Genomic DNA, 25,299 nt, shown 5'->3' with positions numbered 1-25,299 from the left:
TTTTTTAAAAGCTATCTTGACTTAGGGAAAAAAAGAACTATAATTAATGGTTGAACACCTCAATAGTTGAAGTGTTCAACTAAAACAAGCTTATAACCAACAATAAGAGCTTGATTATAGGAAGTTCTTAAGGAGGAAAGAATAGAAATGGCAGATATACAGGACGACAGGAAACTGGAAGAAACCATAACACGGGAGCTTTTCACTTCTTTTAGCAATGTACGCAAGCTGATGGGAAAGGTTCATTCCAACAGAGTGCTTCATCCGGCAGAGTTCATGATGTTAGGAGCTATCCATCACGGTGGTGGCAAGTGCGGAGAGGACAAAGGGGAAGACTGTGCTCCCGGCGTTAGTATAAGCGAGCTTTGTAAAAGGGCTCATTCTACCAAATCTGCCACATCCAAAATGTTAAAAGGTTTAGAAGAAAAGGATTATATCAAAAGAATAACAGATACCAGGGACCGCAGAGTAGTTTATATTACACTTACGGAAACCGGGAATGAGATTATCCAGGATTCCACGAAAAGAATCCATGAATTTATGGAAAAGACAATTCAGAAAATGGGAGAGGAAGAAGCCAGGAATCTGATTCATACACTCAACAGGCTATATGATGCCATGCAGGAGGTAACAAAGGAATCCGATGAAAGCAGCACGCTTTAATCCCTAAAGATGACAGAAAAAACATAACAGAAAGGAGCAGCTATGTTAAAAATATTAAAGCTGTTAAAATCCTCCTGGGCTATTATGCTTGTAGTGATAGCTCTTTTAGGACTTCAGGCTTATTGCGATTTATCCCTTCCTACTTATACTTCCGATATTGTGGATGTGGGAATACAGGGAGGAGGAATAAAAAGTGCAGTTCCAGAGGCAATAGAGGAAAACTATATGAAAGCGGTTCTCTATTTCCTGGATGATAAGGGACAGAAGGAAGTACTGGATTCCTATACATTAGTAACAAAAGATTCCGTATCCGCAGAAGAATACAAGGATTATCTTGATAAATATCCGGCTTTGGAAAAGGAAAATATCTATGTTCTTAAGGATTTAGACAAGGAGAAAACGGATAATCTAGACCAGATTATCGATGACCCTATGTTAATCGTAGGTTCCTTAGGAATGGAAGGTGATGCCACGGCAAAATTAAAGGAGCAGGTTGCCAAATTAGTTCCGGCTGAGTTACAAAAAGCCCCTTTATTAGCGATGATAATTTCCTTACCAAAAGAAGAAGCAAATAAATTCCTGGAGCCAATTACGAAGAAAATAGAAGACACGCCGGATTCCCTGAAATCCCAGGGGGCAGCAGCAATCGTGAAGTACGAATACCAGGCACTGGGAATGGATACCGATAAGATTCAGACCCATTATATTTTATTTACGGGCTTAAAAATGCTTGGATTAGCTCTTATCGCCATGATTTCTACCGTACTGGTAGGCTTTTTCGCTTCCAGGATGGCAGCCAAACTGGGAAAAGAGTTAAGAGGCAAGGTATTCCGAAAGGTTGTAAGCTTTTCTAATTCAGAGTTCGACCACTTCTCAACGGCATCTCTTATTACAAGAAACACCAATGATATCCAGCAAATTCAGACGATGTTGGTATTTTTGATCCGAATCGTATTTTATTCGCCGATTCTTGCTATCGGCGGTATTGTTAAGGTTCTAAATACCAATGTATCCATGACCTGGATTATTGCACTGGCGGTTATCCTGATTATTACGATTGTAGGTACCTTATTTATTGTAGCTATGCCGAAATTCAAGTCATTACAGAAACTGTTAGACCGTTTGAATCTTGTAACCAGAGAGATACTTACCGGACTTTCCGTAATTCGTGCCTTTCATAAGGAGCAGTCGGAAGAAGTACGCTTTGATGAAGCCAACAGGGATTTGACGAAGACCAATCTGTTTGTAAACCGGGCAATGACATTTATGATGCCATTAATGATGCTTGTTATGAACGGTGTATCCGTTCTTATTATCTGGAGCGGTGCTCACGGTGTCAATAACGGAGAAATGCAGGTAGGTGACCTGATGGCATTCCTGCAATATACCATGCAGATTATCATGTCATTCTTAATGTTCTCCATGATATCTATTATGCTGCCAAGAGCATCGGTCGCAGCAGGGCGTGTATTAGAGGTGCTGGATTCCAAGGTAACGATACATGATCCTGTCTGTCCCCAAGCACTTCTGCCGGATAAAAAGGGTTATGTGGAATTTAAATCTGTTGATTTCAAATACCCCAATGCAGATGATAAAGTATTAGAGGATATCAGCTTTACTGCAGAACCGGGTAAAACAACAGCCATTATCGGAAGTACCGGAAGCGGTAAATCCACAATGGTACATTTGATTCCGAGATTTTATGATGTTACGGGCGGAAATATTTTCGTGGATGGTGTTGATATCAGAGAGTTGAATCAGCATGACCTAAGGGATAAGATCGGCTTTGTACCGCAAAAGGGAGTACTCTTTACCGGTACCATTGAATCCAATATTAAATACGGCAAGACAGATGCCAGTGAAGAAGAGATGAAAAAGGCTGCCCGCATTGCACAGGCGGTTGATTTTATTGAGGAGAAGACAGAAAAATATCAGACTCCCATATCCCAGGGCGGCAGTAACGTATCCGGCGGTCAAAAACAAAGGCTTTCTATTGCAAGAGCAATTGCTAAAGATCCGGAAATCTTTATATTCGATGACAGTTTTTCTGCATTGGATTACAAGACGGACGTATTGCTTCGTAAAGCTTTAAATGAAGAAATTGAGAATAAGACAATTATTATTGTAGCGCAAAGAATTTCAACCATTCTTCATGCAGATCAGATTATAGTACTGGATGACGGTAAGATCGTCGGAAAAGGCACTCATAAAGAACTGTTAAAGAACTGCGATGTTTACAACCAAATTGCGTTATCACAGTTGTCAAAGGAGGAATTGGCATATGAGTGATGAAAAGAATGTACAGACAGCAAAAACGGCAAAGCATTCCAGAGGCCCCATGGGCGGAGGTCCTTTCGGAGGACCGGTAGAAAAGCCCAAGGATTTTAAAGGATCCATATCAAAGCTTGTAAAATATATATCCGCTTATAAAATCAGTATTATAATTGCCATACTGTTTGCAATAGGAAGTACAATTTTCTTTATCATAGGACCTAAAATACTTGGTCATGTTACAACAGATATATTCAAAGGACTTTTAGGCAAAGTACAGGGTACAGGAGAAATAGACTTTACTAAAATCGGAGAAACGCTTCTTCTGCTTTTAGGATTCTATGTTATCAGTTCTATATTCTCCTTTGTGCAGAGCTATATCATGACAGGCGTAACCCAAAAGGTTACTTATCGAATGAGAAAAGAGATTTCCAGCAAGATAAACCGTATGCCCATGAAATACTTTGAAACAAAGACTGTGGGTGAAGTATTATCAAGAGTAACCAATGATGTTGATGTCCTGGGACAGAGCTTGAATCAGAGTATCACACCCATTATAACCGCCGTCACCCAGATAATTGGTATCACTGTCATGATGATTTCCATAAGCGGCAGAATGACTCTGGTAGCAATCCTTACTCTTCCGATTTCTTCTTTATTAATTGCTTTTATAATGAAGAAATCCCAGAAATACTTTAAATCCCAGCAGGAATATTTAGGCCACGTTAACGGCCAGGTGGAAGAAGTTTATTCCGGACATAATATTGTGAAGGCCTTTAACGGGGAAGAGCAGGTAATTGAAGAATTTGAAAAGGCAAATAATACGCTTTATAATTCAGCCTGGAAGTCCCAGTTCCTATCCGGCATGATGCACCCTATTATGGCTTTCGTCGGAAATCTTGGATATGTTGCTGTGTCAATCTTAGGAGGCTATCTGGTTATTAAAAAGACGATCGAGGTTGGTGATATCCAGTCCTTTATCCAGTATGTAAGAAGCTTTAACCAGCCCATTGCACAGATAGCGCAGATATCCACACAGCTTCAGCAGACCGCTGCAGCTGCAGAAAGGGTATTTGAATTCTTAAATGAAGCCGAAGAAGACCAGTTTGCCGCCAATCCGGTAAATACCGAAACTGTAGTCAGCAGGGTAGAATTTAACCATGTACATTTTGGCTATGACCCTGATAAAATCATTATCAATGACTTTTCGGCAAAGATTGAGCCAGGTCAGAAGATTGCTATCGTAGGACCCACCGGAGCAGGAAAGACTACTATGGTGAAGCTGTTAATGCGTTTCTATGATGTTAATTCCGGTGATATCTTAATTGACGGACACAATATCAAAGACTTTAACCGTGGTGAGCTTCGTAAGATGTTCGGTATGGTATTGCAGGATACATGGCTTTTTAACGGAAGTATCATGGAAAATATCCGTTACGGCAAGGAAGATGCTACGGATGAAGAAGTAATTGCAGCCGCCAGAGCCGCCCATGCCCATCACTTTATCCAGACGCTTCCCGGCGGCTATCAGATGGAGCTGAATGAAGAAGCCAGCAATGTATCCCAGGGACAGAAACAGCTCTTAACGATTGCAAGAGCCATTCTTGCAGATCCTAAGATTCTGATTCTGGATGAAGCAACCAGTTCTGTTGATACCAGAACAGAGGTGAGAATCCAGAAAGCAATGGATAACCTGATGAAGGGAAGAACCAGCTTCGTTATTGCCCACAGACTCTCAACAATCCGTGATGCGGACATTATCCTTGTAATGAAGGATGGTGACATTGTAGAACAGGGCAGCCACGAAGAGCTCTTAAAGAAGAACGGCTTCTATGCAAGCCTCTACAACTCACAGTTTGAAGAGACAGCTTAATTGGAGATTAGCACACCCTGATTTGAGGCAGTAAATCATCTCCAGGCAGATGGTTTATGCAATGGGGTCGGTAAGATAGATTAAGTTAAATATAGGGACGTAGAATTTCCCCCTGGGAAATATCCTTGTCAGGGTATTTTCAGGGGGATTTTTTTATTCATTTTTTCATAACTTTTTTGCCATGGCTTTGACATGGTTTGTAAATAACATAAAAGCAACGTATTATTTCTATTCAAAGCTCATGATATAGGAGGAGATATGAGAAAATCAGTAAAATTTGTTCTTTATTTTATAATCGCACTTACTCTGTTCTCACTGGCACCTAAGACCGTGCGGGCAGCATCCGAATACTATTTGACAAAGGATAATCTAAAGACCTACCAGGGAGAAGAAGTTTTTGTATTTACGGAAAATGTAATTGGTGCCGACTTTCTGGAAAGCTGGTCAAGCTATCCAAACGTAAAGGAGGTCATCATTGCAAAAGGAGTAACTTCTTTTAACTGGGTATTTTTAACCGGACATACTTTTCCCAATGTGGAAAAGGTACAGATATCAGAGACGGTATCCCAAATGACGTTTATCAGCAGTGCCGATATGGGATTATCAAAACTAAAATCTATTGAGGTTGCCAAGAATAATGCGAACTATACCTCTGATAAGGGCTGCCTGTTTAATAAGAATAAAACAGTCCTGATACAATATCCCGCCGCATCGACGAATACTTCCTATGTAATTCCTGATACGGTCACAAGTATCAATGCAGATGCTTTCAGAGGCGCAGACAATCTTACTACTCTTACACTGGGAGCAAAGCTTGGAAGCAACCAGCTTAAGAATATAAGAACATTAAAGAATATCAAAGAATTTAAAGTCAGTAAAAAAAATACTGCCTATAGTGTAAAAAGCGGTGTGATCTTTAACAAAAAAGGAGATACTCTGCTTTGGTATCCCAATGGAAAGGGAACTGTTTACAGTGTACCCTCCGGGACACGTACAATTGGAGAAAATGCCTTTTACAATAGTAAAGTAAAAAAAGTAACCCTTCCCCAAGGCCTGAAGACGATAGAGAAAAATGCTTTCGGTACCTGTACAAAGCTAACTGCCATAACGATACCAAAATCCGTTACAAAGATGGAGCCGTTGAATTTTGATATGACAGGATCCCTGAAGACGATTTCAGTGGAAAGCGGAAATAAGAATTATGCTTCGTATAAAGGAATTCTTTATAATGCAAAGAAAACAGAAATTATTTCTGTTCCCTCCGCCTACAAAAGTGAAGTACTCCAATTTCCAAGCACCCTGAAGAGTCTGGATTTATCATATTATTTTAAGCAGTCCAAAGAGATTGTTATTCCAAGAGATCTCACAGAAATTAAATATGGCGCTGACATAAATTACAGTAAGATTTCACTGGAAAAGGGAAATAAAAAGTTCACCCTTTATAATGGGTCTCTTTACAGCAAGGATAAGACAGTATTATATCTGTTAAAAAAGCAGAGCAAACAGGAATTTCCCTCTGCCTTAAAGAACCTTTCTGTTTCCTATTATTTAAAGAATTCCGGCGTTACAGAACTGGTTATCCCTCAAAATGCCAAGTTCTATGACTGGGTCTATATTCCCACCTTGAAGAAGATAACGGTGGCAAAAGACAGCAAGTACCATACCATGGAAAACGGAATGGTGTTTAACAAGGATAAAACAGTATTATATGAGGTACCAAACGATACAAAGGAGCTTATTATTCCTGAAACGGTAAAGAAGATTGACGGCAATATCTTTACAAAACCGAATCTGACCAAAATTTATATACCGCCAAAGGTTACGGATATTTATTCAGGCTATCTTAGATGGCTGAAAAGCGGGGCCTCCATTGAGGTGGCGCCGGATAACAGTGCATACACCAGTATTGACGGTGTTTTGTATAATAAGGATGTTACACAGCTGCTATACTATCCGGTAAATAGACAAGAGAAAGAATATGTTATGCCGGATACCGTAAAATCCATTGCAGCAGTTATTTCTGAAAATCCTTATCTGGAAAGTATAACTTTGTCAGCAGGGTTAACGGTAAGCGATGGGTTCCAGCTGGCATACAGCAAAGCCTTAAAGGAGATAAAGGTCGGTGCGGAAAGTACGGCTTTTAAAACTGTGGATGGAGTATTATATAACAAAGATATGACACAGCTGTTAGCATATCCCAGCCAAAAGACAGACAAGGCCTTTTCTATTCCGGATACGGTTATTACCGTGTCAGGCTTTCAATGTAAAGAATGGGTTTTTAAAAAGGGCAGTGATTACTACCAATATACTTATGGAAGCTTTTCACATCCCTATCTGGAAACACTTGCCGTCGGAAAAAATGTGAAGGAACTGTTTTATAATTCCTTAGGATATGGTATCGTAGACTTTTCCAGTCTTAAGAGTGTAGAGGTTAGTGAAGAGAATCCGAATTATCACATGAAGGACGGTATATTATACAATGAGAATTATACAACAATGTATTACTATTCAAAAGACCGCACGGATACGATTTTAACAATTCCGTCCACCGTAAATGAAATAAATTATGCTTTTATTAATGCTGTAGTCAACAACAAATATCTGCAGTCCATAAAAGTAGAAGACAGCAAAAACTTCAGTACAGATGGTACGGCACTCTATAATTATGCAGGGAATAAGCTGTATTTTAAACTGGGTGATACAGAATATCTGAAAAGCGTATTTAGCAATTAGTATCTGGAAACGCAGGATATAATTTATAATAAGGGAAGGCTTTCCTGTACCCTGTTTCCGTAAAAATCCGGAAACTTACAGGAAAGCCTTCCCTTTCTTATTTATCAGTTTTTCCGCTTAGGTTTTGTGTATAGATGTGGATGGCATCTCTTAAGAATTCTGCCAGTCCTTCCTGCTCCTTATCATAATAAGCCTTAAAGCGTTCATCTGCCACGTACATATTACCCAGGCCTGCATGTGCCTCCGGGGTGTATGGGACAGCATTGCCCCAGCTGATAGTCAGCCATTCCATGTGAAGACGTGCTGCCTCCTGGGCTGTTTCACTTCCCGGATCCCTGGTAAGGAAGGCTTCTTTTAAGGTTTCGTTGATTTGGTTTCTAAGGTCCTCCCAGTGTTCATATTCTTCCTTTGATAAGTTGAGCATCTTTTTATTGGATTCTTCTACGACTTTATCACCATATTTTTCACGTATTTCTTTTCCGTATTTTTCTTCGTTTTCTCTTACAAGGTCTTTTTTAAAACCTTCGAATTTTTCTTTATCACTCATGGTATTCCTCCCTGTTTCATTATCAATTGTTTTGTCAACGGTAGTAATTAATATATCCAGCCTGGCTCTTTCAGCCAACAGCTTTTCCCGGTGTTCCTCTAAAGCTTTCAGACTGTCAAAATCAGGCTTTAGGACAATGGCCCGGATATCCTCAAGGCCAAAGCCCAATTCCTTATAAAATAGTATCTGCTGGAGAAGAGAGACTTCCTTCTCTCCATATATGCGGTAGCCGGAAGAACTGATTCTTAATGGTTTCAGCAGTCCGATGCTGTCATAATACCGCAGGGTTCTGGTGCTGATACCTGCTGTTTTGCTTAACTTTAGTATACTGTATTCCATAGGTCCTCCCTAACTTGCTGTTTTTATTGTGTGCACACCTATGAGCTTCTTATAAACCGCCCCCAGGCAGCGGTTATCTTAAGCTCTGTAGACATCATAAACCTTTACGGAACGTTAAAGTCAATAGGAAAGAGAAAAAAATTTTAAATTTTAAATAAGATAATACATGAATTATTGTTGAATACCATATTGTAATTTCAATTTTACAGCTTCATAATGGAATTTAACTGTTGTTAACATGATGTTTACGTTTGATTTACAAAGGAAAGGTTAGTTTTATTATGCTATTTACCAGAAAGCAGCTCTTTCAATTGATTCTGCCGCTGATTGCTGAACAGTTTCTTGCAGTATCCGTTGGGCTGGTGGATGTTATGATGGTATCCAGAGCGGCCGGTGAAGCCGGCATAGCCGGAGTATCTCTGGTTGATACCTTAAATGTTCTTTTAATTACTCTCTTTTCCTCTCTGGCGACGGGAGGAGCGGTAGTATCTTCACAGTATCTTGGAAAGAAGGAAGCGGATAATGCCAGTAAGGCCGGCGGACAGCTTATCATAACTACCTTGTTTTTTGCTCTTATCATTATGGCAGTCTCTCTTATTGGAAATGAAAATATACTAAGAGTGCTTTATGGGGAAGCGGAAAAGGACATTATGAAAAGCGCAACCATATATTTCTTTATTACTGCCTTTTCCTTTCCTTTTCTGGCAGTATATAATTCCTGCGCTGCCCTGTTTCGTGCAATGGGGAATTCGAAGATATCCATGTATGTTTCTATTATAATGAACCTTATTAATATCGCCGGAATTTTTATTATGGTATTTCTCTTTCATATGGGGGTGGAAGGAGTTGCTGTTCCCACATTAGTAGCAAGAGCGGCCTCTGCTGTTATTATCTTTGCTCTGATCAGGCAGAAGAAAAATATCATCCATGTAAATAATATTCTTCATGCAGGAATTGACTTTCCGATGATTAAACGGATATTAAATATTGGTGTTCCAAACGGTCTGGAGAACAGTATCTTTCAGATCGGTAAGATTCTGGTACAAGGCTTAATCACAAGCCTTGGAGGAGTAGCAATAGCAGCCAACGGCGTGGCAGGTACCATAGCCGGATTTGCATTAATACCAGGCAGTGCCATGGGGTTAGCTATGATTACGGTAGTAGGCCGGTGTGTTGGCGCGGAAGATATAGCACAGGCGAAGAAATATACTGTAAAGCTGATGAAGCTGTGCTATCTTATCCTTGGTGTGTTAAATATCGGAATATTTCTGTTTAGGGTGCCAATCATAGGACTTTTTGATTTGTCAGGACCTTCTGAAAAGACTACGATAGCGCTGATTATCTACCATAGCATCTGCTGCTGTATTATCTGGCCGCTGTCCTTTGTTCTGCCCAATGCCTTAAGAGCTGCCAATGATGTAAAGACCACAATGGGCGTCTCCATCATATCCATGTGGGTATGGCGTATTGGATTCAGTTATTTCCTTGTGAAAGGTCTTCACATGGGAGTAATGGGGGTGTGGGTTGCCATGACCATCGACTGGCTGTTCCGGGGAATCTGCTTTACTCTACGGTTTGCGGGAGGCAGATGGGGCAAACATGCCTATTTGAAATAGGAACCTCAATTTATCCAAGTAATTCAAATCCAGCAGTGCTAAGAAGCCCTCGTCTGACATAAAATGTTACTACAGTTTATGGATGAGGGCTTTCTTTTTATGAAAAAACTTAAAATTGGAATAATGATAGAGGCGGCATTAATGCTGGCGGCTGTTGGGATTATTCTTTTTGGCAGCAGTAACAGCGGAGGGATCAAGCAATTTATGACGGAAACCTTTCTGCCTCGTTTTCTTACAACGAGTTCGGGGGAAGGAACAGAAAAGAAATACATAAAATGGGTGGATTTTGATGTCTGCGCTGAAGCTATGGAGAAAGCCTGCGATTTGGATGTCGCTTCACAATCAGAGAATGTCAAATTAAATTGGATAGAGTTATTGGCATATGTGGGCACCCGCTATGGCGGGGATTTTTCAAGATATAAGGAAAAGGACCTTACTGCCCTTGCCGATAAGTTAAAGAGCGGTGAGACCACAATGGAGGCCCTTACAAAGGATATGAAATACTACTCCTATTATCTGGAAGCCTATACGGCAGTTCTTGGGGGAATGGTAGGGGAATATGAAGCAGAGATTCCAAAGGAAGAGAATGCGAAAGAGAAGGTATGGGTTAAGAAATATGGATTAAAAGCCTATCTTCCCCTTGCAAGATACTTTCCTTACAGTGATTATGACGACTTTGGTGTATCCAGGACTTATGGCTATAAAAGAAGACATTTGGGACATGATATGATGGGACAGGTGGGAACGCCGGTAATTGCCGTAGAATCCGGATATGTGGAAGCACTTGGCTGGAACCGGTACGGAGGCTGGCGGATTGGCATCCGAAGCTTTGACGGAAAACGTTATTACTATTATGCACACCTTAGAAAGAATTACCCTTACAATAAAGAACTGGCAGCAGGAAGCATCGTTCAGGCAGGAGACGTTATAGGATATCTGGGCAGAACAGGCTACAGCAGCACGGAAAATGTGAATAATATTGATACTCCCCATCTGCATTTTGGCTTGCAGCTGATCTTTGATGAATCCCAGAAGGAAGGAACAAATGAAATCTGGGTGGATTGTTATGAAATAGTTCGATTTCTGTACCGCAACCGGTCAGAGACCGCAAAGGTGGCGGATTCCAAGGAGTGGAAACGTGTCTATAATATCAAGGACCCGGCGGTGGCAGAATTCGAGAAGAATAAAGGCAATACCAATATTGTACCGCATAATACCGATGAGGATACGGGAGATTCCATTGATGGGACCGGACAGTAGATATATAAATACACTAATAATAAAAACATATAAAATGTTAGCACTACTGTAACGTTTTGTATGTTTTTTTCGTCTATACTAATGAAGAAGATAAAACAGGGAGGCAGGAATGGGAACGGAAGAAAATGATAAAATGGAACGTATCGGCTCCGAGGCAGAAATCAGAAAATGGATAGAAAAGCTTTGCCTGGATACCTGGAGGGAAGTTTACCGGTATATTTACTATAAAGTAGGAAACAGGGAAGAGGCAGAGGATATTACCCAGGAAACCTATGCAAGGGCTATGGTATATCTGAAGAAGGAATACGCAGTAGTTGAAAATTACAGCGCTTATTTAAAGGCCATTGCATTAAACATAGTGAGGGATGAATGGAGAAAGCAGAAAAAAGAGCCGGTGAGCATTAACATAGAAGAGTTGGACTTAGAAGGGCAGGAAGAGGATTTTACCAGGACCTTAGAGCAAAGGAGGGCTCTAAAGGATGCGATGGAGAGTTTAAAAGAGGAGCAAAGGCGTGTGGTGGAGCTTAGAATATTAAAAGGCTATTCGGTAAAAGAAACGGCTGTCATCTTAAAGAAAAAGGAGTCCCACATAAGAGTTCTCCAGCTTCGTGCCTTGGAGAAACTGGCAGGGATTTTAAAGGAAAATATTTGGTGAAATAAAAAGCAGTTCACACGCAGTTTGTGCCTGGGGCCCAAAGTTTGCAGGTATAGGAAAGGGAAAGGTTAATAAAATGAGAAAAGAGAAGATAATTTCAGAATATATAGACAGATTGAACCAGGAACAGGTACCCGGCAAGGAAGCATGGGCAGAGGAAGAAATAAAGGAACTGACGGATACTATCAGGGCATTAAAAAGTCTGGAAGAACCTGTTTACCCGGAAGAGGGCTTTGAAAAGCAGCTCTCGGATACCATGTGGAGAGCATATAAGGAAACAGGAGAGAAGGAAAGGAAGGAACCTGCAAAAAGAGGCAGTAAACTGCCTAAGCGGGTATTCTGGGGGGCAGCAGCGGCGGCAGCTGTGTTCTTGGGGGTACTTTACCTAAAAGGACCGATTTTCTCCGGTACAGACCCTGTATATGCCATGGAACAGGCTTATGAAAAGGCAAATGCCTATCATGGGATATTAACTGTCACTTCGATAAACGGAGAGGGACAGCGTAATGTTCAGGCAGTCAGGGAAGTGTGGGCGGACAAGGAAGGCCGGTATTATGTCAAGGAATTACAGGGGATTCAGAAGGGGCTTATCACTGCCAATAACAACAAAGAGAAATGGCAGATGAAAAAGGAAGATAATTATATCAGCCTGTATGCAGCATTTCCTGACAATTACTCCTTTACCTTTGAAATCGGGAAGGAAATAAAAGAGATTGAGGAGGCAAAGGCAGTAAAAGAAGCAGACGAGGATACAATTGGAGGAGTGCAGGCGGTTCTTTATAAAGTCACACCAAAGGGAGGGGATACCTATAGCCTATGGCTGGATAAAAATACAGGGATGCCTCTTAAAAAGCAAAGTGCTATGGTAAATGGAATAGCGTATGAGCTAAGTTATAAGGATATTGCTTACACAAGCAGCATACCAAAAGAATATTTAAGCTACGGTGATTTGACCGGATATGTCGTAAACAGAGAAGATAACTGGCAGCTTTGCGCTACGATGGAAGAAGCAGAGGGTATATCAGGCTTTACACCGGAGTTACCGGATATTTCGGAGACTTCCTACAGCATGATGGAGATATCGGCAAATGCAGCGGATAAGGCACTAAAGGTCTACTACGGACTTGATGGGCAGGAGAATAAGATTGCTGTTATAGAAAAAGCTGCAGCTGCAAAAGAAGAAAGCAGTAAAGCTGTTACGGGCTCAATTGGTTCTATAAAAGCGGAAATCATAACGGATGCAGAAGGAACTGACATTGAAGCCGGCAGTAAGGCTGTAAGCATTGCGGCAGAGAGCTTTGGGCAGCAGACGGGTATTACCAGCATCCGCTGGCAGCAGGATGGAATAGCATATCAGATTATTGGTAACGGCTCCATGGATGAAATCAATGTCTTTGTCAAAGCACTGACAGGAAATAAGGCTGTTCTTCCGGAGGTAAAAGAAGATACACCACAGGTAAAGGCAGATTATGATATTAAGACAGAGGAAGAGACGCAAAAAGGTGTGGATGCCGGACACCAGCCCTGGAAGCTTGACCCTGCTTTTGTGGCACAGGTATTTACGAGTCTTTTGCTCTATCCGGAAGGAATAACAGGAGATTACCCGATTCCCTATGAAGACTTTAAGGTAACAAAAAATACCGGAAGTTCCGTGGTGATTGAAGTGGATAATAAGAAGTCCCCGGTTTCAAAAATATATTTAAAACAGCTTGTAAGACAGGACAGCACCGGTATCTGGACAGTTGTCGGATATGATAAGAATAATAATTACAGGAAAAACTAATTACATTTGTCATATTCTCTCATGACTGCATTCACTTACATTATTTTTCCGGAACAATTATACTGTGGAAGAATAACAAATAAGAATGCAAAGGGGAAGGACATGAAAGTTTTTCTAAAGTATGTGCTAAGAAGTATGACAGAGAAAAAAGGCCGATTTTTTCTGCTTATTATTGCTATTTCCATCAGTATGGCTTTATTGGTAGCCAGTACCGGGATGATTGATATTATCTTGGACAGCATTGTTGCACCGCAGTTGGAATCCTATGAAAACAAAGATATTGTGATTAATTCAACGGACAAAAGTTCCTATTTTTATTCGGATGAAGGGTTGAATACAAAAGGACTGGACGAGAAAAGCATTTCCAAAGAATTGTATTTGCCGGGCAGTATGGCTGATAAAGCCGGTACGGATGAGGAAACGATGCTGACGGTCATAGTACGGGGAAGAGAAAAGGCATATATCAACCAGAAGATAATAACAGAAGGCGATTTGAAGAACTTTGACGGAGAATCCTGTATCATATCGGAAAGGACGGCAGATAAGAGAAATCTAAAGCTGAATGATACAATAAAAGCAGTAATTGGAGGAGCGACAAAAAGCTTTAAAATAAGAGCGATAAGCGGAACAGCCGGTGTTTTTTACAGTGACAGCAAGGATTCCTTTACTGTCATAGTGCCATATGAATATTTGAGCAAGGACTTGGGGGCCGAAGGTAAATATAACTTAATATTGGCTGATTCCGGGGAAAAGACAATAAAAGAAGGAATAGATACCTTTAACGCTGGTAATAAGATGTTTACTGCTGAAAAACTGTTTGATGAAGATATGGTAAAAGATCAAACGGCAAGCTTTAAAGCTTTATTGTATGTGATGCTTATTGTAGTAGTTGTTATGAGTTCCATCATTATTTACAGCTCTTTTAAATTAATTATAACGGAGCGGTTATCAACAATAGGTGCTTTTCTAAGCCAGGGAGCTACCGTAGGTAAGGTGAAATTCATTCTATACCTGGAAAGCTTTACCTATGGTGTTTTCGGAGCGTTACTGGGCAATGGGCTGGGCATTGCAGCGCTATATGTAATTAACCGGATGATATCACCGCTTAAAGAGTACGGAATATACGGAATAGTTGTAATAGAACCAGCTTACATTATAATCGGAACAGTATTTGCAATTGTTTTATCCATTATCTCTGCAAGTCTGCCGGTCCGTAAAATCTCAAAATTACAGGTAAAGGATATTATCCTAAACGATGTTAGGATTACGAAAGCTATAGGGTGGAAAAAATTCATTATCGGAATTATTATGCTGGCAGGTTCCCTTGCTGCTTATCTGATATTTAAGGAGGAGTTAAAAGGATTCTCAGCTATTGTTTTAGTCGTATCCTTAAGCGGATTGATTTTTGCTTATCCTAAGCTGATTGATTTGATATCCGGTTACTTTTACCGGTTATTCCGTGGTAAGAGTAAAAATGTGATTTATGCAATTAATAACCTGCGTACTTCCAAAATACTCCTTGGGAATATTTCATTGATTATTATATCATTGACTTCTATTATTACCATAGCATCCTTAGGTGCCAGTATGATTAATGTGGTAACCGAAGCGTATACCAAGCTGGTATTTGATGTCGAAATCGACAATATCTCTACCGTCAGGGAAAATGCAGAAGAATCCACAACAGATTATCTGGTAAGAGAGCTTAACAAAATGGGGATAGAAGATGAGGAGATAAATAGATTAAGCTTCCAGCAGGGAGAACTTCGCAATGAAACAGACTTAAAAGTACCCGTATCTGTAATGGGAATCAATCCGGATACCTATGTCGAATACAACCGGTATCTGCAGCTTGATAAAGCAGAGTATAAAAAATATCTGGATAACTTAGGGCAGGATGAGGATGGAGTTATCATCACAACGGTTTTAAGCAAAAAAACAGGTAAAAGAACCGGAGATAATGTTGAGGTTACCTGCAACGGATTAAAGCAGACACTAAAAGTTGCCGGTGTGGTTGATGGAAAATTATTTAATAACGGATATTTTATATTGGTCAAACTGGATACCTTAAAGGAATTTTTTGCAGTTCCTTTTGCAAATACAATTACATTCAATACGGATAAAGATATTGATAAGGTTATGAAAGATTTAAAGCCTGTATTAAGAGAGGTCGGAGCAAAGGCAATTACAAGAGAGGAAATGTGTGAGAAGAATTTAGAGGCAAATGAAATGCTTGTAAATGCATTAAGTATCTTCTCCTATATGGCAATTATTATAGCTGGCTTAGGTATAGTCAATAATGTTTCGATTAGCTTCTTACAGAGGAAAAAAGAATTTGCGGTACTGGCATCTGTAGGAATGGAGAATACAGGAAGAACGAAAATTATATTTTTTGAATCGATTGCATCGGTAACCTGGGCAATGCTTTTAACGATAATTTATAGTTTCTTTGGATTGAGGCTGATTTCAATCATGACAAAATCAATCGGATTTGATATGGATATCGTACTTGATGGGGCTTCACTTCCATTGATATATGCAATCTCTTTAGGGATTGTGTTAATAGCAACGGTTCCCGTTTATTTTAGAAGCAGAAAACTTTCAATTATACAGGAATTAAAATATGAATGACCAGGAGGATGGATGCAATGAAAGCATTAGAGGTTAGTAATTTAACAAAATCTTTTCTGACGGGAAAAGAGGAGGCACAGGTGTTAAAAGGAATAGATTTCAGCGTAGATAAGGGTGAATTTGTATCAATAATGGGACCAAGCGGCAGTGGAAAATCAACTTTGCTTTATCTTTTGGGAGGACTCGATAAACCAACCGGCGGTAATATTTATTTTGAAGGAAAAGATTTAAGTACGGTAAAGAAAAAAGAAATGAGTAAATTACGAAGAACAAAAATTGGCTTTGTATTTCAATTTTATAATCTGGTTCAAAATCTAAGCGTAGAAGATAATATTATGCTTCCTATTATCCTGGATGGTAAAAATCCACGTAATTATGAAATAAAGCTGACAGAAATACTGGAAACCATCGGGCTTTCCGATAAAAGGAAACAAACGCCGAGAGAGCTTTCCGGAGGACAGCAGCAGAGAGTGGCAATTGCAAGGGCCTTAATTGCAGACCCGGAAATCATCTTTTTGGATGAGCCCATTGGTAATCTGGATTCGAAAACGGGCAAAGAAATCATGGAACTCTTCCGAAAGATTAATGTAAAGTACGGAAAGACTCTGATCCAGGTTACTCATTCTCAAAGCGCAGCGCAGTATGGAACATCAATTATACGTTTGGTTGACGGTGAGATAGTAGAGCAAAGAGAAGTTGTGGCTATATAAAGTCAAAGGGAGGGAAGTTGCGTAAAGCATCCCTCCTTTTTCCATGCAAAAACAAAGGTTATATCTCCATTTCTGGAATTAAGCTTCTCATAGCATGTATGGTTTTATCAATTAAGTCTTTTAATTCAATCTCCATCATTTCTGCCCCCCGGTTAATGACATCACGGCTGCAGCCTGCGGCAAAATTGGCTGTCTTGTACTTTTTCATAACAGATTTCACTTCCAGATCGGACACACTTCTTGAGGGTCTCATAAGCGCTACCGCACCGATAAGGCCGGTAAGCTCGTCCACAGCATACAGGACTTTCTCCATATAGCGTTCAGGCTTAATATCTACAGTGAGCTGATAGCCATGGCTTGCTGTGGCATGGATAATGCTTTCATCGATATCCAGCTCTTTCATAATTTCCTGTAATTTTATGCAATGCTCCTCGGGGTAAAGTTCAAAATCCAGATCATGAAGCATGCCGACGCTCTTCCAGTAAGCAGTATTTTCAGGGTCGTATTCCTTAGCGAAGTACTCCATAACTCCGGCTACAATCCTGCCGTGCTTTAGATGAAAGTCGTCCTTATTGTATTTCTGTAAGATTTCATAAGCTTGTTCCGGTGTAGGTATATAACTCATAAGTTCTCCTTTCGATGTGTGTATAAATATACTTACGAATATAGCACTGACGGATACCTTTGTCAAATAGCATGACTTTTTTGAATGAATGTATTGTCGCAGGAATAAGATGAAAACAGCAGATATTATATCGTCAGGAGAATATTTTAATGGGAGAAGCCATCATAAATACCGCAATTGCCGCCTTGAGAAAGGACCCTGGAAAGAGAGGGGAACTGGCAGACGAGGACTTTTATGGGAGAAAGGTTGAGATACTAAAACAAGTGGAAGGCGGCTTTAGTTACATCAAGACCCAGTACGGTTATTGTGGATATACAGAAAGACAGAATCTGATAACGGAGGAGAAGAAGATAAGGGCTTGGGAAGAAGCCTTTAAAAAGCTGGTAGTAGTACCTTTCGCCGATATTTTGGATATTCCGTCTGTAAGAGGCGGGAATATTATTACCCTTTGCAAGGGGGCCCTGCTCACAGTACTTTCGGCTGCAGATTCACAGGGATATGTTAAGGTGGGATTAAGCAACGGAGAAACCGGCTATACCAAAGAAGGGTTTCTTAAGGAATATAAAGCAGATTACTCTATGGAAAAAGAGGAAGAATTGCGGTATGATATCATACAGACGGCTTATTCTTATATGGGCTGCCAGTACCGGTGGGGCGGAAAAAGTCCCTTAGGAGTAGACTGTTCGGGGCTTACCTTTATGGCATACCAGATGAATGGCATAACCATATACCGGGATGCTTCTATTATAGAGGGCTACCCTGTAAAACCCATACAAAGGGAACAGAAGAAGCCTGGAGATTTACTTTTCTTTGGAGGGCATGTGGCAATCTACCTGGGAGAAGAAAAGTATATCCATTCCACAGCCAGAAACGGCAGTGACGGTGTGGCAATTAACAGCCTTGATCCACAGAATTTGTTATACCGGGAAGATCTTGCCAAGCGCTTGAAAGAAGTCGGCAGTATCTTTTATAGATAGAAGATGAGCAGAAATCATGAAATATAACAGTGAGAATGAAAGGAAAGAAAATCTATGAAAATAGTGGATATGCATTGTGATACCATATCAGAGTTGTTTCAGAGGATGAAAGACAAAAGGGCAGATACCCTTGCTAAGAATGAACTGCATATTGATATTGAGAAAATGAAGAAGGGGGATTACCTTCTTCAGAACTTTGCTATGTTTGTGGATTTGAATGAAAGAGAGGATGCCCTTTTCTATTGTTTAGAATTAATAGACTTGTATTACAGACAGATGGAACTGAACCAGGAAGTGATTGCTCCGGTCTTTTGCTATGAAGATATTGAAAGAAACAAAAAAGACGGGAAAATGTCGGCTCTCTTAACCATTGAAGAGGGCGGTGTAACCAGGGGAAGCCTTGCCCATCTAAGGAACTTCTACCGGCTGGGTGTAAGAATGCTAACTCTTACCTGGAATCATGAGAACGGCATTGGTTATCCCAATGTTACCATAAAGGACGGCAGGCCGGACTGGCATACTCCAAACACTGCAGACGGACTGACAGATTTCGGGCTGGAGTTTATTCAGGAGATGGAGAATATCGGGATGATAATTGATGTGTCCCATCTGTCCGATGCAGGCTTTTACCAGGTGCTTGCGCATACGACAAAACCCTTTGTGGCAAGCCATTCCAATGCCAGAAGTATTTGCCCCCATGTAAGGAACTTAACGGATGATATGATTTATAAGCTTTCTGGCAGGGGGGGAGTCATGGGGATGAACTTTTACCCTGCTTTTCTGGGGGAGGATGCTGATGCCGGTACAATTAAAGCCATTGTAAAAAACATCCTTCATATACGAAATGTCGGCGGTTACGAATGTATCGGTCTGGGTTCAGACTTTGACGGTATACCGGGACATGACGAATTAAAGGACAGCTCCTGCATGCCTCTCTTAGCAGAAGCACTGGAGAAAGCGGGGCTAAGCAATCATGAAATCGAGGCGGTATTCTATAAGAATGTATTAAGGGTATATAAGGAGCTGTTATAAAATACGAACCGGAATTATTTACAGCAGTAAAGAGCGCATGTCCTTTATCATCATCAAGTATTGGATAAAAAAGATATTGTAAAGTTGACACTTTGCAATATCTTTTTTATGTACATTGCCGTATCAGGTAAAGCTTCCCCATTATGAAGAATAATGACCTAATGTTATTGATGGTATTATAATGTTAAAATATTAATATAATGATATTGACAATAGTGTATGACGTACAGTATAATAAAACAGAGGTGATGAAATGGAATCAATAGAAAATATAGTTAATTCTTTAACTGTGGAACTGAAAAGAGGTTCCCTGGTACTTTTAGTTCTTAGTCAGCTCCGTAAGAATGAGTATGGGTATTCTCTGGTTCAGAAGCTGGAAGAAAAAAATATACCTGTGGAAGCAGGAACTCTGTATCCTTTACTGCGCAGACTGGAGAAACAGAATCTGCTGATAAGTGAGTGGGATACAAGTGAGAGCCGGCCCCGGAAGTTTTACAGACTTAGCAAAGAAGGGGAAGAAGTATTTATCAAGTTAAAGAAGGAATGGAATTCTCTTTCAAAACAGCTGGATTCCGTTTTAAGGGAGGAGGAAGAAAATGAAAATGATTGACCAGTATGTATATGCTGTTACGAAATACCTGCCTGCAGACAGCCGTGAAGATGTAGGGAAGGAACTGCGTGCCAATATTGAAGATATGCTGCCTGATGAGCCTACGGAAGATGAGGTGTACCAGGTATTGAAAAAACTTGGAAGTCCAATAAAGCTGGCGGATGAATATATCCCGCAGAAAAGATATCTCATAGGGCCCGGGTATTACGACAGGTATATTATGACACTGAAAACCGTTATTGGTATTTGTATTGTTGTCTTTATAAGCCTGGAGATGATCTCCTGGATTTCGAATCCGGAAATCACAGATTCGTTAAGCGGTTATCTTGCCGGTATGATAAGCGGCCTGATTTCCGCCGTATTGGAAGGTGCAATACAAGGAGCTTTGTGGGTAACTTTGGTGTTCGTTATTTTAGAGAAAACAGGTATTGAATCGGGAGATATACCGATTCTTAATAAGAAATGGTCTCCGGATGAACTAAAGGATATGTCTGTTCAGGGAAATAACAGGATAACCAGAGGAGAGACAGTTATTTCCCTGTTTATGACGGTGCTTTTTACGGCTTTATTATATTTCAAGCCTCATTTAATTGCTTTGTATTTAAAAGGAGAGAGCGGTAATACGGAAATATTTCCATTATTCCAATCTGACAGATTACGGATATATATTCCTGTTATTCTGCTTTTTACAGTCCTGCAGCTTGGCATGTTCATCGGAAAGTTTATGAAGGGATATTGGAATAGGCCTCTGTCAGCTGCCAATGCGGCTTATAATATGGCGTCCTGTATACTTATTGCGGTAATGCTGACAGATAAACTTTTATTTAATCAGGAATTCTTTACCCGTATGGCACTATATTTGAATGAAACTCCGAAACATTATATGGCTCTTTGGGAGAATAGAATAATCTGGGTCATACTTGGTATTTTTGTTGTGATTGCTGTTTGGGACAGTATTGCAGTATGGATAAAAGGTTTTGGGAAAAAAGGGTGACTTACGGACATGGAGGGCATATATTCCCTCTTAGCCAAATTTTCTTTGGACTGGCACGAAATAAATTATAATAAATATATTTATTGTAACAGCTAAGTTACAAGGAGATATGCAATGAAGAGAAAGGGAATAGCAGTACTGGCTATACTCCTGCTTGTAGCAGTATTTTTACCCGGCTGCAGTAAAGGTGACGGTAACCTGACGAAAGTGCAGTTAAATGAAGTGGCACATTCCATGTTCTATGCTCCTCAATATGCGGCAATTGAACTTGGGTATTTTAAGGACGAAGGACTGGATGTTAAACTGGTAAATGGACTCGGAGCCGATAAAACAATGACGGCCGTTCTGTCAGGAGATGCTGATATTGGTTTTATGGGACCGGAAGCAACTATCTACGTGTACAATGAAGGAAAAGAAGATTATGTGGTTAACTTTGCACAGTTGACACAGCGTGCAGGAAATTTCTTAGTGACCAGAGATAAAAATGAGGATTTTACCTGGGATAACATAAAAGGGAAAACTGTCATTGGCGGCCGGGCAGGCGGAATGCCGGAGATGGTATTTGAGTACATTTTAAAGAAGAATGGCATAGATCCTAAAACAGATCTGAACCTTGTCCAGAATATTGATTTCGGACTGACGGCACAGGCATTTGCAGCAGGCAACGGGGACTATACCATAGAGTTTGAACCTGCAGCTACAGCTCTGGAAAAGGAAGGTACCGGCAAGGTTGCAGCTTCTCTTGGCGTAGAGAGCGGAAAGGTTCCCTATACCGTTTACTCTGCCAAGAAGAGCTATATTGATAAGCATCCGGAAGTTATCCAGAAATTCACCAATGCCATCCAGAAGGGGCTTGATTATGTGAATTCTCATAAACCGGAGGAAATCGCTAAGACAATACAGCCGCAGTTTAAGGAGACAGATCCCGATACCCTTACTGCGATTGTAAAGAGGTATTATGACCAGCAGACCTGGAAAGAAAATACCGTATTGAAAGAAGATAACTTTACACTTTTACAGGATATTCTGGAGGATGGCGGAGTTATCAGTACAAGAGCACCCTATGATAAGCTGGTAACAACGGTGTATGCGGAAAAAGCAAAATAAATAGTAAAAGGCTATTATGTACTTGTATAATGGGGCAGCTGTATGAAGTGGGCAGCTGCCCCATTATTTTTGAGCTGTTTTTCAAAGGACCAGATGCCTTCCGAGAGCCAAGGGAAGCAAGAGCTAAGAGAAGCAGGAGATTAAGATTAGAATTCGCTAAGACGGATAGACAAATACCGAAAAAAGGTATACTATATTACGTATATTTCCAAAAAAGGTATGTTTGGTAATCATTGTTATTGTTCTTATAGTTATTGAAATATTAACAGGAATTTCAAATTTCTGATTTTGAGGAGGAACTATGAAGAAGAGAAAGCAAATGGGGGCCTTTGGGTGGATTGTAGTATTCTTTCTTTTTATTGCGGCAATGGTAGGAATATGTTATTTAATCAGCAGACATTTTAATTATGATTACATGCATGTGTTGGAATCTGTGGGAATCCTGCTGATTGCAATAGGAGGAGTATCCTCACTGGGGGATTTAAGTATCAGGAGCAATGTAAGAGATAATCAGACGAAGTTATCCAGAAAGTGGTCCAGAGGATTTACAGAGGACATCAAACTGGCGGCAGACAACAGGGCTTTCTCTGTTATTATGGGTATTGCCGGAATATTGCTCTTAGTAGTACCTGTTATTTTTAATATTCGGTAAGGATATGGAAGAGTTAACGAAAAAAACCTTCAAACAGATGGAATGAACCGCTTTCTGTCAAGCAGACAGTGAGAAAACAAGAATTTTTATTTTTAAACTGTTTACTACAAGGAGAACATATCATATTTTACATCAGTTTGAAGGTTTATACAAGCTTTGGGATACTACCGGGAAGAACGGCCTTATTTGATAATTTCATTAGACTTTTTAAAATAAAGCTTGTTAAACAAAACTTGGGAATTTTCGGGTTTGTATTCAGCAGCTTTATTATTATATATTATCGCTTCATCCAAATTTCCAAGTCGATCATAACATACACTTAATTGTATATTCGGTATAAAATCCCAGTAATCGTGCAAAATGAAGCCCCAACCTTCAGCAGGTTTCTCTAGTTGCAGAGCTATTTTATACCAGACAATGGCTTTATCATATTCTTCTTTATCTAAATAGTAAAAGCCAAGGTGGCAGCATATTTCTGCTCTTGGAGTATCATATTCGAAACTTCTTAATAATATTTTCAACATGTTGTGCAAATCATGCTTAATATAATAACAAATCGCTAAGTCGCTACAAGCACGTATATTATCTTCTAGATACCCTTCCCCGGTATCTAAAAATTTATTATAATATTTAATGGCATCGTCATATCTTCCGCTTTCTGAAAGCTCCCTGGCGTAATAGAAAAGACCTCTCGGCGTTAAATCAGCACCCGTTGAAATGATTTTTTCATAAATTAATAAATTCCTCCCTGATGAGGAGGGGTGTAATTTTTGATGAGTGATATGAATGTCGGAATTTATTACGATACCGTTTATTTGCAGATATTCGTGGACAGCTTCCTTCCACTCGTAATTATTAATTCGTTTTGACAGACGTTCTCTAAAATAAGATAAGGTTACAGTGCCATGTTCATCAAAAGCGACGTCATACTTCATCATAACCATATCAATAGCAGGTAATAAAGTTTGCTTAAGATTGATAAATTTTTCTTTATCTTTTTCTAAAATCACATCATCGGCATCCAACCAAAGAATATAATCCATAACAGCTTTAGAATAGGAAAAATTTCTGGCAGCTGAAAAATCATCAATCCATTTAAAATCATAAATTTTATCCGTGAATCCACTGGCTATTTCCTTAGTATTGTCTGTTGAGCCTGTGTCAACAATTATAATTTCGTCAACAATGTCTTTAACGGAATTCAAGCATCTTGCAATAACATTTTCTTCATTTTTAACAATCATACATAGACTAATAGTTATCATAGCTTCACTCCATAATAAAATTAATTTTCAGGTTACTGATTTAATTACAGATTTGTCACGATACACGTTAGTTTCAACGTAATATCGTGACGAACCTGTTATATTTACAGTTATAATAAAATTGTCAATGATAATTAATGTTAATTTTATATAGGTTAACTGCTTAATTTTTGTATTAAGATGGAGGCATTAGCATTAGTTTGGGTTCCACCAGCCAATGTTTGCAGTGTAACAGCAGCAGCACTGGAGTGATTTCTTAAGGTTATGGTATCTCCAGCAGATACAGTAAGAATAACCATGCCTGGATTTGGCTGTGTTCCAGCTCCGGAACCGTAGATACTTCCCATAAGAGGAGCACCGTTAAGAAAAAGAGCAAATTGATTTGGCTCCACGCCTGCTGCATTGAAGTGTATTGCATAATCGCCTGCGCTGCCTATACTTATTGTTGATGTTCCAGGTGCATGTGTTATTGGACCAACAATGACACCATTATCACTAAAGAGTATATCTGCTTCAATTGCTACAACCTGAGCTGCTAAATTATAAATATAGGCATAAATTGTACTTCCCGCGCCGGTAGCTCCAGTGGCACCGGTAGCGCCGGTAGGACCAGTAGCGCCCGTTAGACCGACGCCAGTGGCACCGGTAGGTCCGGTAGCACCCGTTAGACCGACGCCAGTAGCACCAGTAGGACCGGTAGGACCAGTAGCACCAGTAGCACCAGTAGCACCAGTGGGGCCAGCAGGACCGGTAGCACCCGTTAGACCGACACCAGTGGCACCGGTAGCGCCAGTAGGACCAATAGCGCCAGCAGGTCCAGTAGCACCGGTAGCACCAGTGGCGCCGGCAGGACCGGTAGCACCTGTTAAACCAACGCCGGTAGCGCCAGTGGGACCGGCAGGACCGGTAGCACCTGTTAAGCCAACGCCAGTGGCACCGGTAGCGCCAGTAGGACC

At 40.3% G+C, this 25,299-nt stretch carries 20 protein-coding genes; 16 read left to right on the top strand and 4 right to left on the bottom strand.

The features are described from left to right. Window positions 1-147: 147 nt before the first annotated feature. The 4 genes from BUF11_RS16000 (at window position 148) to BUF11_RS15985 (ending at window position 7,540) form a co-directional block, all read left to right on the top strand. A complete protein-coding gene (locus BUF11_RS16000; protein WP_073589856.1) occupies window positions 148-663 on the top strand; it encodes a MarR family winged helix-turn-helix transcriptional regulator in 516 nt (171 codons plus the stop codon). Between the two features lie 42 nt (window positions 664-705). Beyond that, window positions 706-2,952 carry an ABC transporter ATP-binding protein gene (locus BUF11_RS15995; protein ID WP_073589855.1) on the top strand — a complete coding sequence of 749 codons (2,247 nt, stop codon included), beginning with the start codon at window positions 706-708 and terminating at the stop codon, window positions 2,950-2,952. Continuing rightward, window positions 2,945-4,807 (top strand): ABC transporter ATP-binding protein, encoded by a 1,863-nt coding sequence (locus BUF11_RS15990; RefSeq protein WP_073589854.1) that lies wholly within the window; start codon window positions 2,945-2,947, stop codon window positions 4,805-4,807. Before BUF11_RS15995 ends, BUF11_RS15990 begins: the two co-directional genes overlap by 8 nt. A 258-nt stretch (window positions 4,808-5,065) precedes the next feature. Next, window positions 5,066-7,540, top strand: a complete 2,475-nt coding sequence (locus BUF11_RS15985) for a leucine-rich repeat domain-containing protein (protein WP_073589853.1) — start codon at window positions 5,066-5,068, stop codon at window positions 7,538-7,540. A 97-nt stretch (window positions 7,541-7,637) separates the two neighbouring features. On the opposite strand, the gene BUF11_RS15980 is transcribed toward BUF11_RS15985, so the two are convergent. Continuing rightward, window positions 7,638-8,426, bottom strand: a complete 789-nt coding sequence (locus BUF11_RS15980) for a MerR family transcriptional regulator (RefSeq protein ID WP_073589852.1) — start codon at window positions 8,424-8,426, stop codon at window positions 7,638-7,640. A gap of 281 nt (window positions 8,427-8,707) precedes the next feature. Between BUF11_RS15980 and BUF11_RS15975 the strand changes: the two genes are divergently transcribed. The 6 genes from BUF11_RS15975 (at window position 8,708) to BUF11_RS15950 (ending at window position 17,081) form a co-directional block, all read left to right on the top strand. Next, a complete protein-coding gene (locus BUF11_RS15975; RefSeq protein ID WP_073589851.1) occupies window positions 8,708-10,042 on the top strand; it encodes an MATE family efflux transporter in 1,335 nt (444 codons plus the stop codon). Window positions 10,043-10,141: 99 nt separating this feature from the next. Further along, window positions 10,142-11,302: a M23 family metallopeptidase gene (locus tag BUF11_RS15970; protein ID WP_084558717.1), complete on the top strand. Its 1,161-nt coding sequence runs from the start codon at window positions 10,142-10,144 to the stop codon at window positions 11,300-11,302. Between the two features lie 109 nt (window positions 11,303-11,411). Next, entirely contained in the window at window positions 11,412-11,957 is a 546-nt protein-coding gene (locus BUF11_RS15965; protein WP_084558701.1) for an RNA polymerase sigma factor, read from the top strand. 76 nt (window positions 11,958-12,033) lie between these two features. Next, window positions 12,034-13,740 (top strand): LolA-like protein, encoded by a 1,707-nt coding sequence (locus BUF11_RS15960; protein WP_073589849.1) that lies wholly within the window; start codon window positions 12,034-12,036, stop codon window positions 13,738-13,740. Window positions 13,741-13,842: 102 nt separating this feature from the next. After that, on the top strand, window positions 13,843-16,371 hold the full coding sequence (locus BUF11_RS15955; protein ID WP_175562080.1) for an ABC transporter permease: 2,529 nt from the start codon (window positions 13,843-13,845) through the stop codon (window positions 16,369-16,371). Between the two features lie 17 nt (window positions 16,372-16,388). Next, window positions 16,389-17,081 carry an ABC transporter ATP-binding protein gene (locus BUF11_RS15950; protein WP_139243431.1) on the top strand — a complete coding sequence of 231 codons (693 nt, stop codon included), beginning with the start codon at window positions 16,389-16,391 and terminating at the stop codon, window positions 17,079-17,081. Window positions 17,082-17,139: 58 nt separating this feature from the next. On the opposite strand, the gene BUF11_RS15945 is transcribed toward BUF11_RS15950, so the two are convergent. After that, entirely contained in the window at window positions 17,140-17,706 is a 567-nt protein-coding gene (locus BUF11_RS15945) for a hydrolase (RefSeq protein ID WP_073589846.1), read from the bottom strand. 149 nt (window positions 17,707-17,855) lie between these two features. Here BUF11_RS15945 and BUF11_RS15940 point away from each other — a divergent pair, with 149 nt between their 5' ends. The 6 genes from BUF11_RS15940 to BUF11_RS15915 all read left to right on the top strand — a co-directional run bounded on the left by BUF11_RS15940 (window position 17,856) and on the right by BUF11_RS15915 (window position 23,078). Next, window positions 17,856-18,683: a C40 family peptidase gene (locus BUF11_RS15940; protein ID WP_073589845.1), complete on the top strand. Its 828-nt coding sequence runs from the start codon at window positions 17,856-17,858 to the stop codon at window positions 18,681-18,683. A gap of 54 nt (window positions 18,684-18,737) precedes the next feature. Further along, complete coding sequence (locus BUF11_RS15935; protein WP_073589844.1) at window positions 18,738-19,715, top strand: dipeptidase; 978 nt, start codon at window positions 18,738-18,740, stop codon at window positions 19,713-19,715. A 253-nt stretch (window positions 19,716-19,968) separates the two neighbouring features. Next, the gene (locus BUF11_RS15930) at window positions 19,969-20,325 is read left to right on the top strand and encodes a PadR family transcriptional regulator (protein ID WP_073589843.1); all 357 of its coding nucleotides are present in this window, start codon (window positions 19,969-19,971) and stop codon (window positions 20,323-20,325) included. After that, on the top strand, window positions 20,312-21,319 hold the full coding sequence (locus BUF11_RS15925; RefSeq protein WP_073589842.1) for a hypothetical protein: 1,008 nt from the start codon (window positions 20,312-20,314) through the stop codon (window positions 21,317-21,319). Before BUF11_RS15930 ends, BUF11_RS15925 begins: the two co-directional genes overlap by 14 nt. Before the next feature lie 114 nt (window positions 21,320-21,433). Next, a complete protein-coding gene (locus BUF11_RS15920; protein WP_073589841.1) occupies window positions 21,434-22,426 on the top strand; it encodes an ABC transporter substrate-binding protein in 993 nt (330 codons plus the stop codon). 301 nt (window positions 22,427-22,727) lie between these two features. Continuing rightward, complete coding sequence (locus BUF11_RS15915) at window positions 22,728-23,078, top strand: hypothetical protein (protein ID WP_073589840.1); 351 nt, start codon at window positions 22,728-22,730, stop codon at window positions 23,076-23,078. 182 nt (window positions 23,079-23,260) lie between these two features. Here BUF11_RS15915 and BUF11_RS15910 read toward each other — a convergent pair whose 3' ends face one another. Beyond that, window positions 23,261-24,343 carry a tetratricopeptide repeat-containing glycosyltransferase family 2 protein gene (locus BUF11_RS15910; protein ID WP_073589839.1) on the bottom strand — a complete coding sequence of 361 codons (1,083 nt, stop codon included), beginning with the start codon at window positions 24,341-24,343 and terminating at the stop codon, window positions 23,261-23,263. Window positions 24,344-24,498: 155 nt separating this feature from the next. Then, the coding region (locus BUF11_RS15905; RefSeq protein WP_330393902.1) for a BclA C-terminal domain-containing protein at window positions 24,499-25,299 on the bottom strand (801 nt) is incomplete at its 5' end.

It is taken from the genome of Anaerocolumna xylanovorans DSM 12503 (assembly GCF_900143645.1).
GTDB classification, from domain to species: domain Bacteria; phylum Bacillota; class Clostridia; order Lachnospirales; family Lachnospiraceae; genus Anaerocolumna; species Anaerocolumna xylanovorans.
Note: the sequence above shows the minus strand (reverse complement) of the source record. Positions and strands in the feature narration are given on the sequence as shown.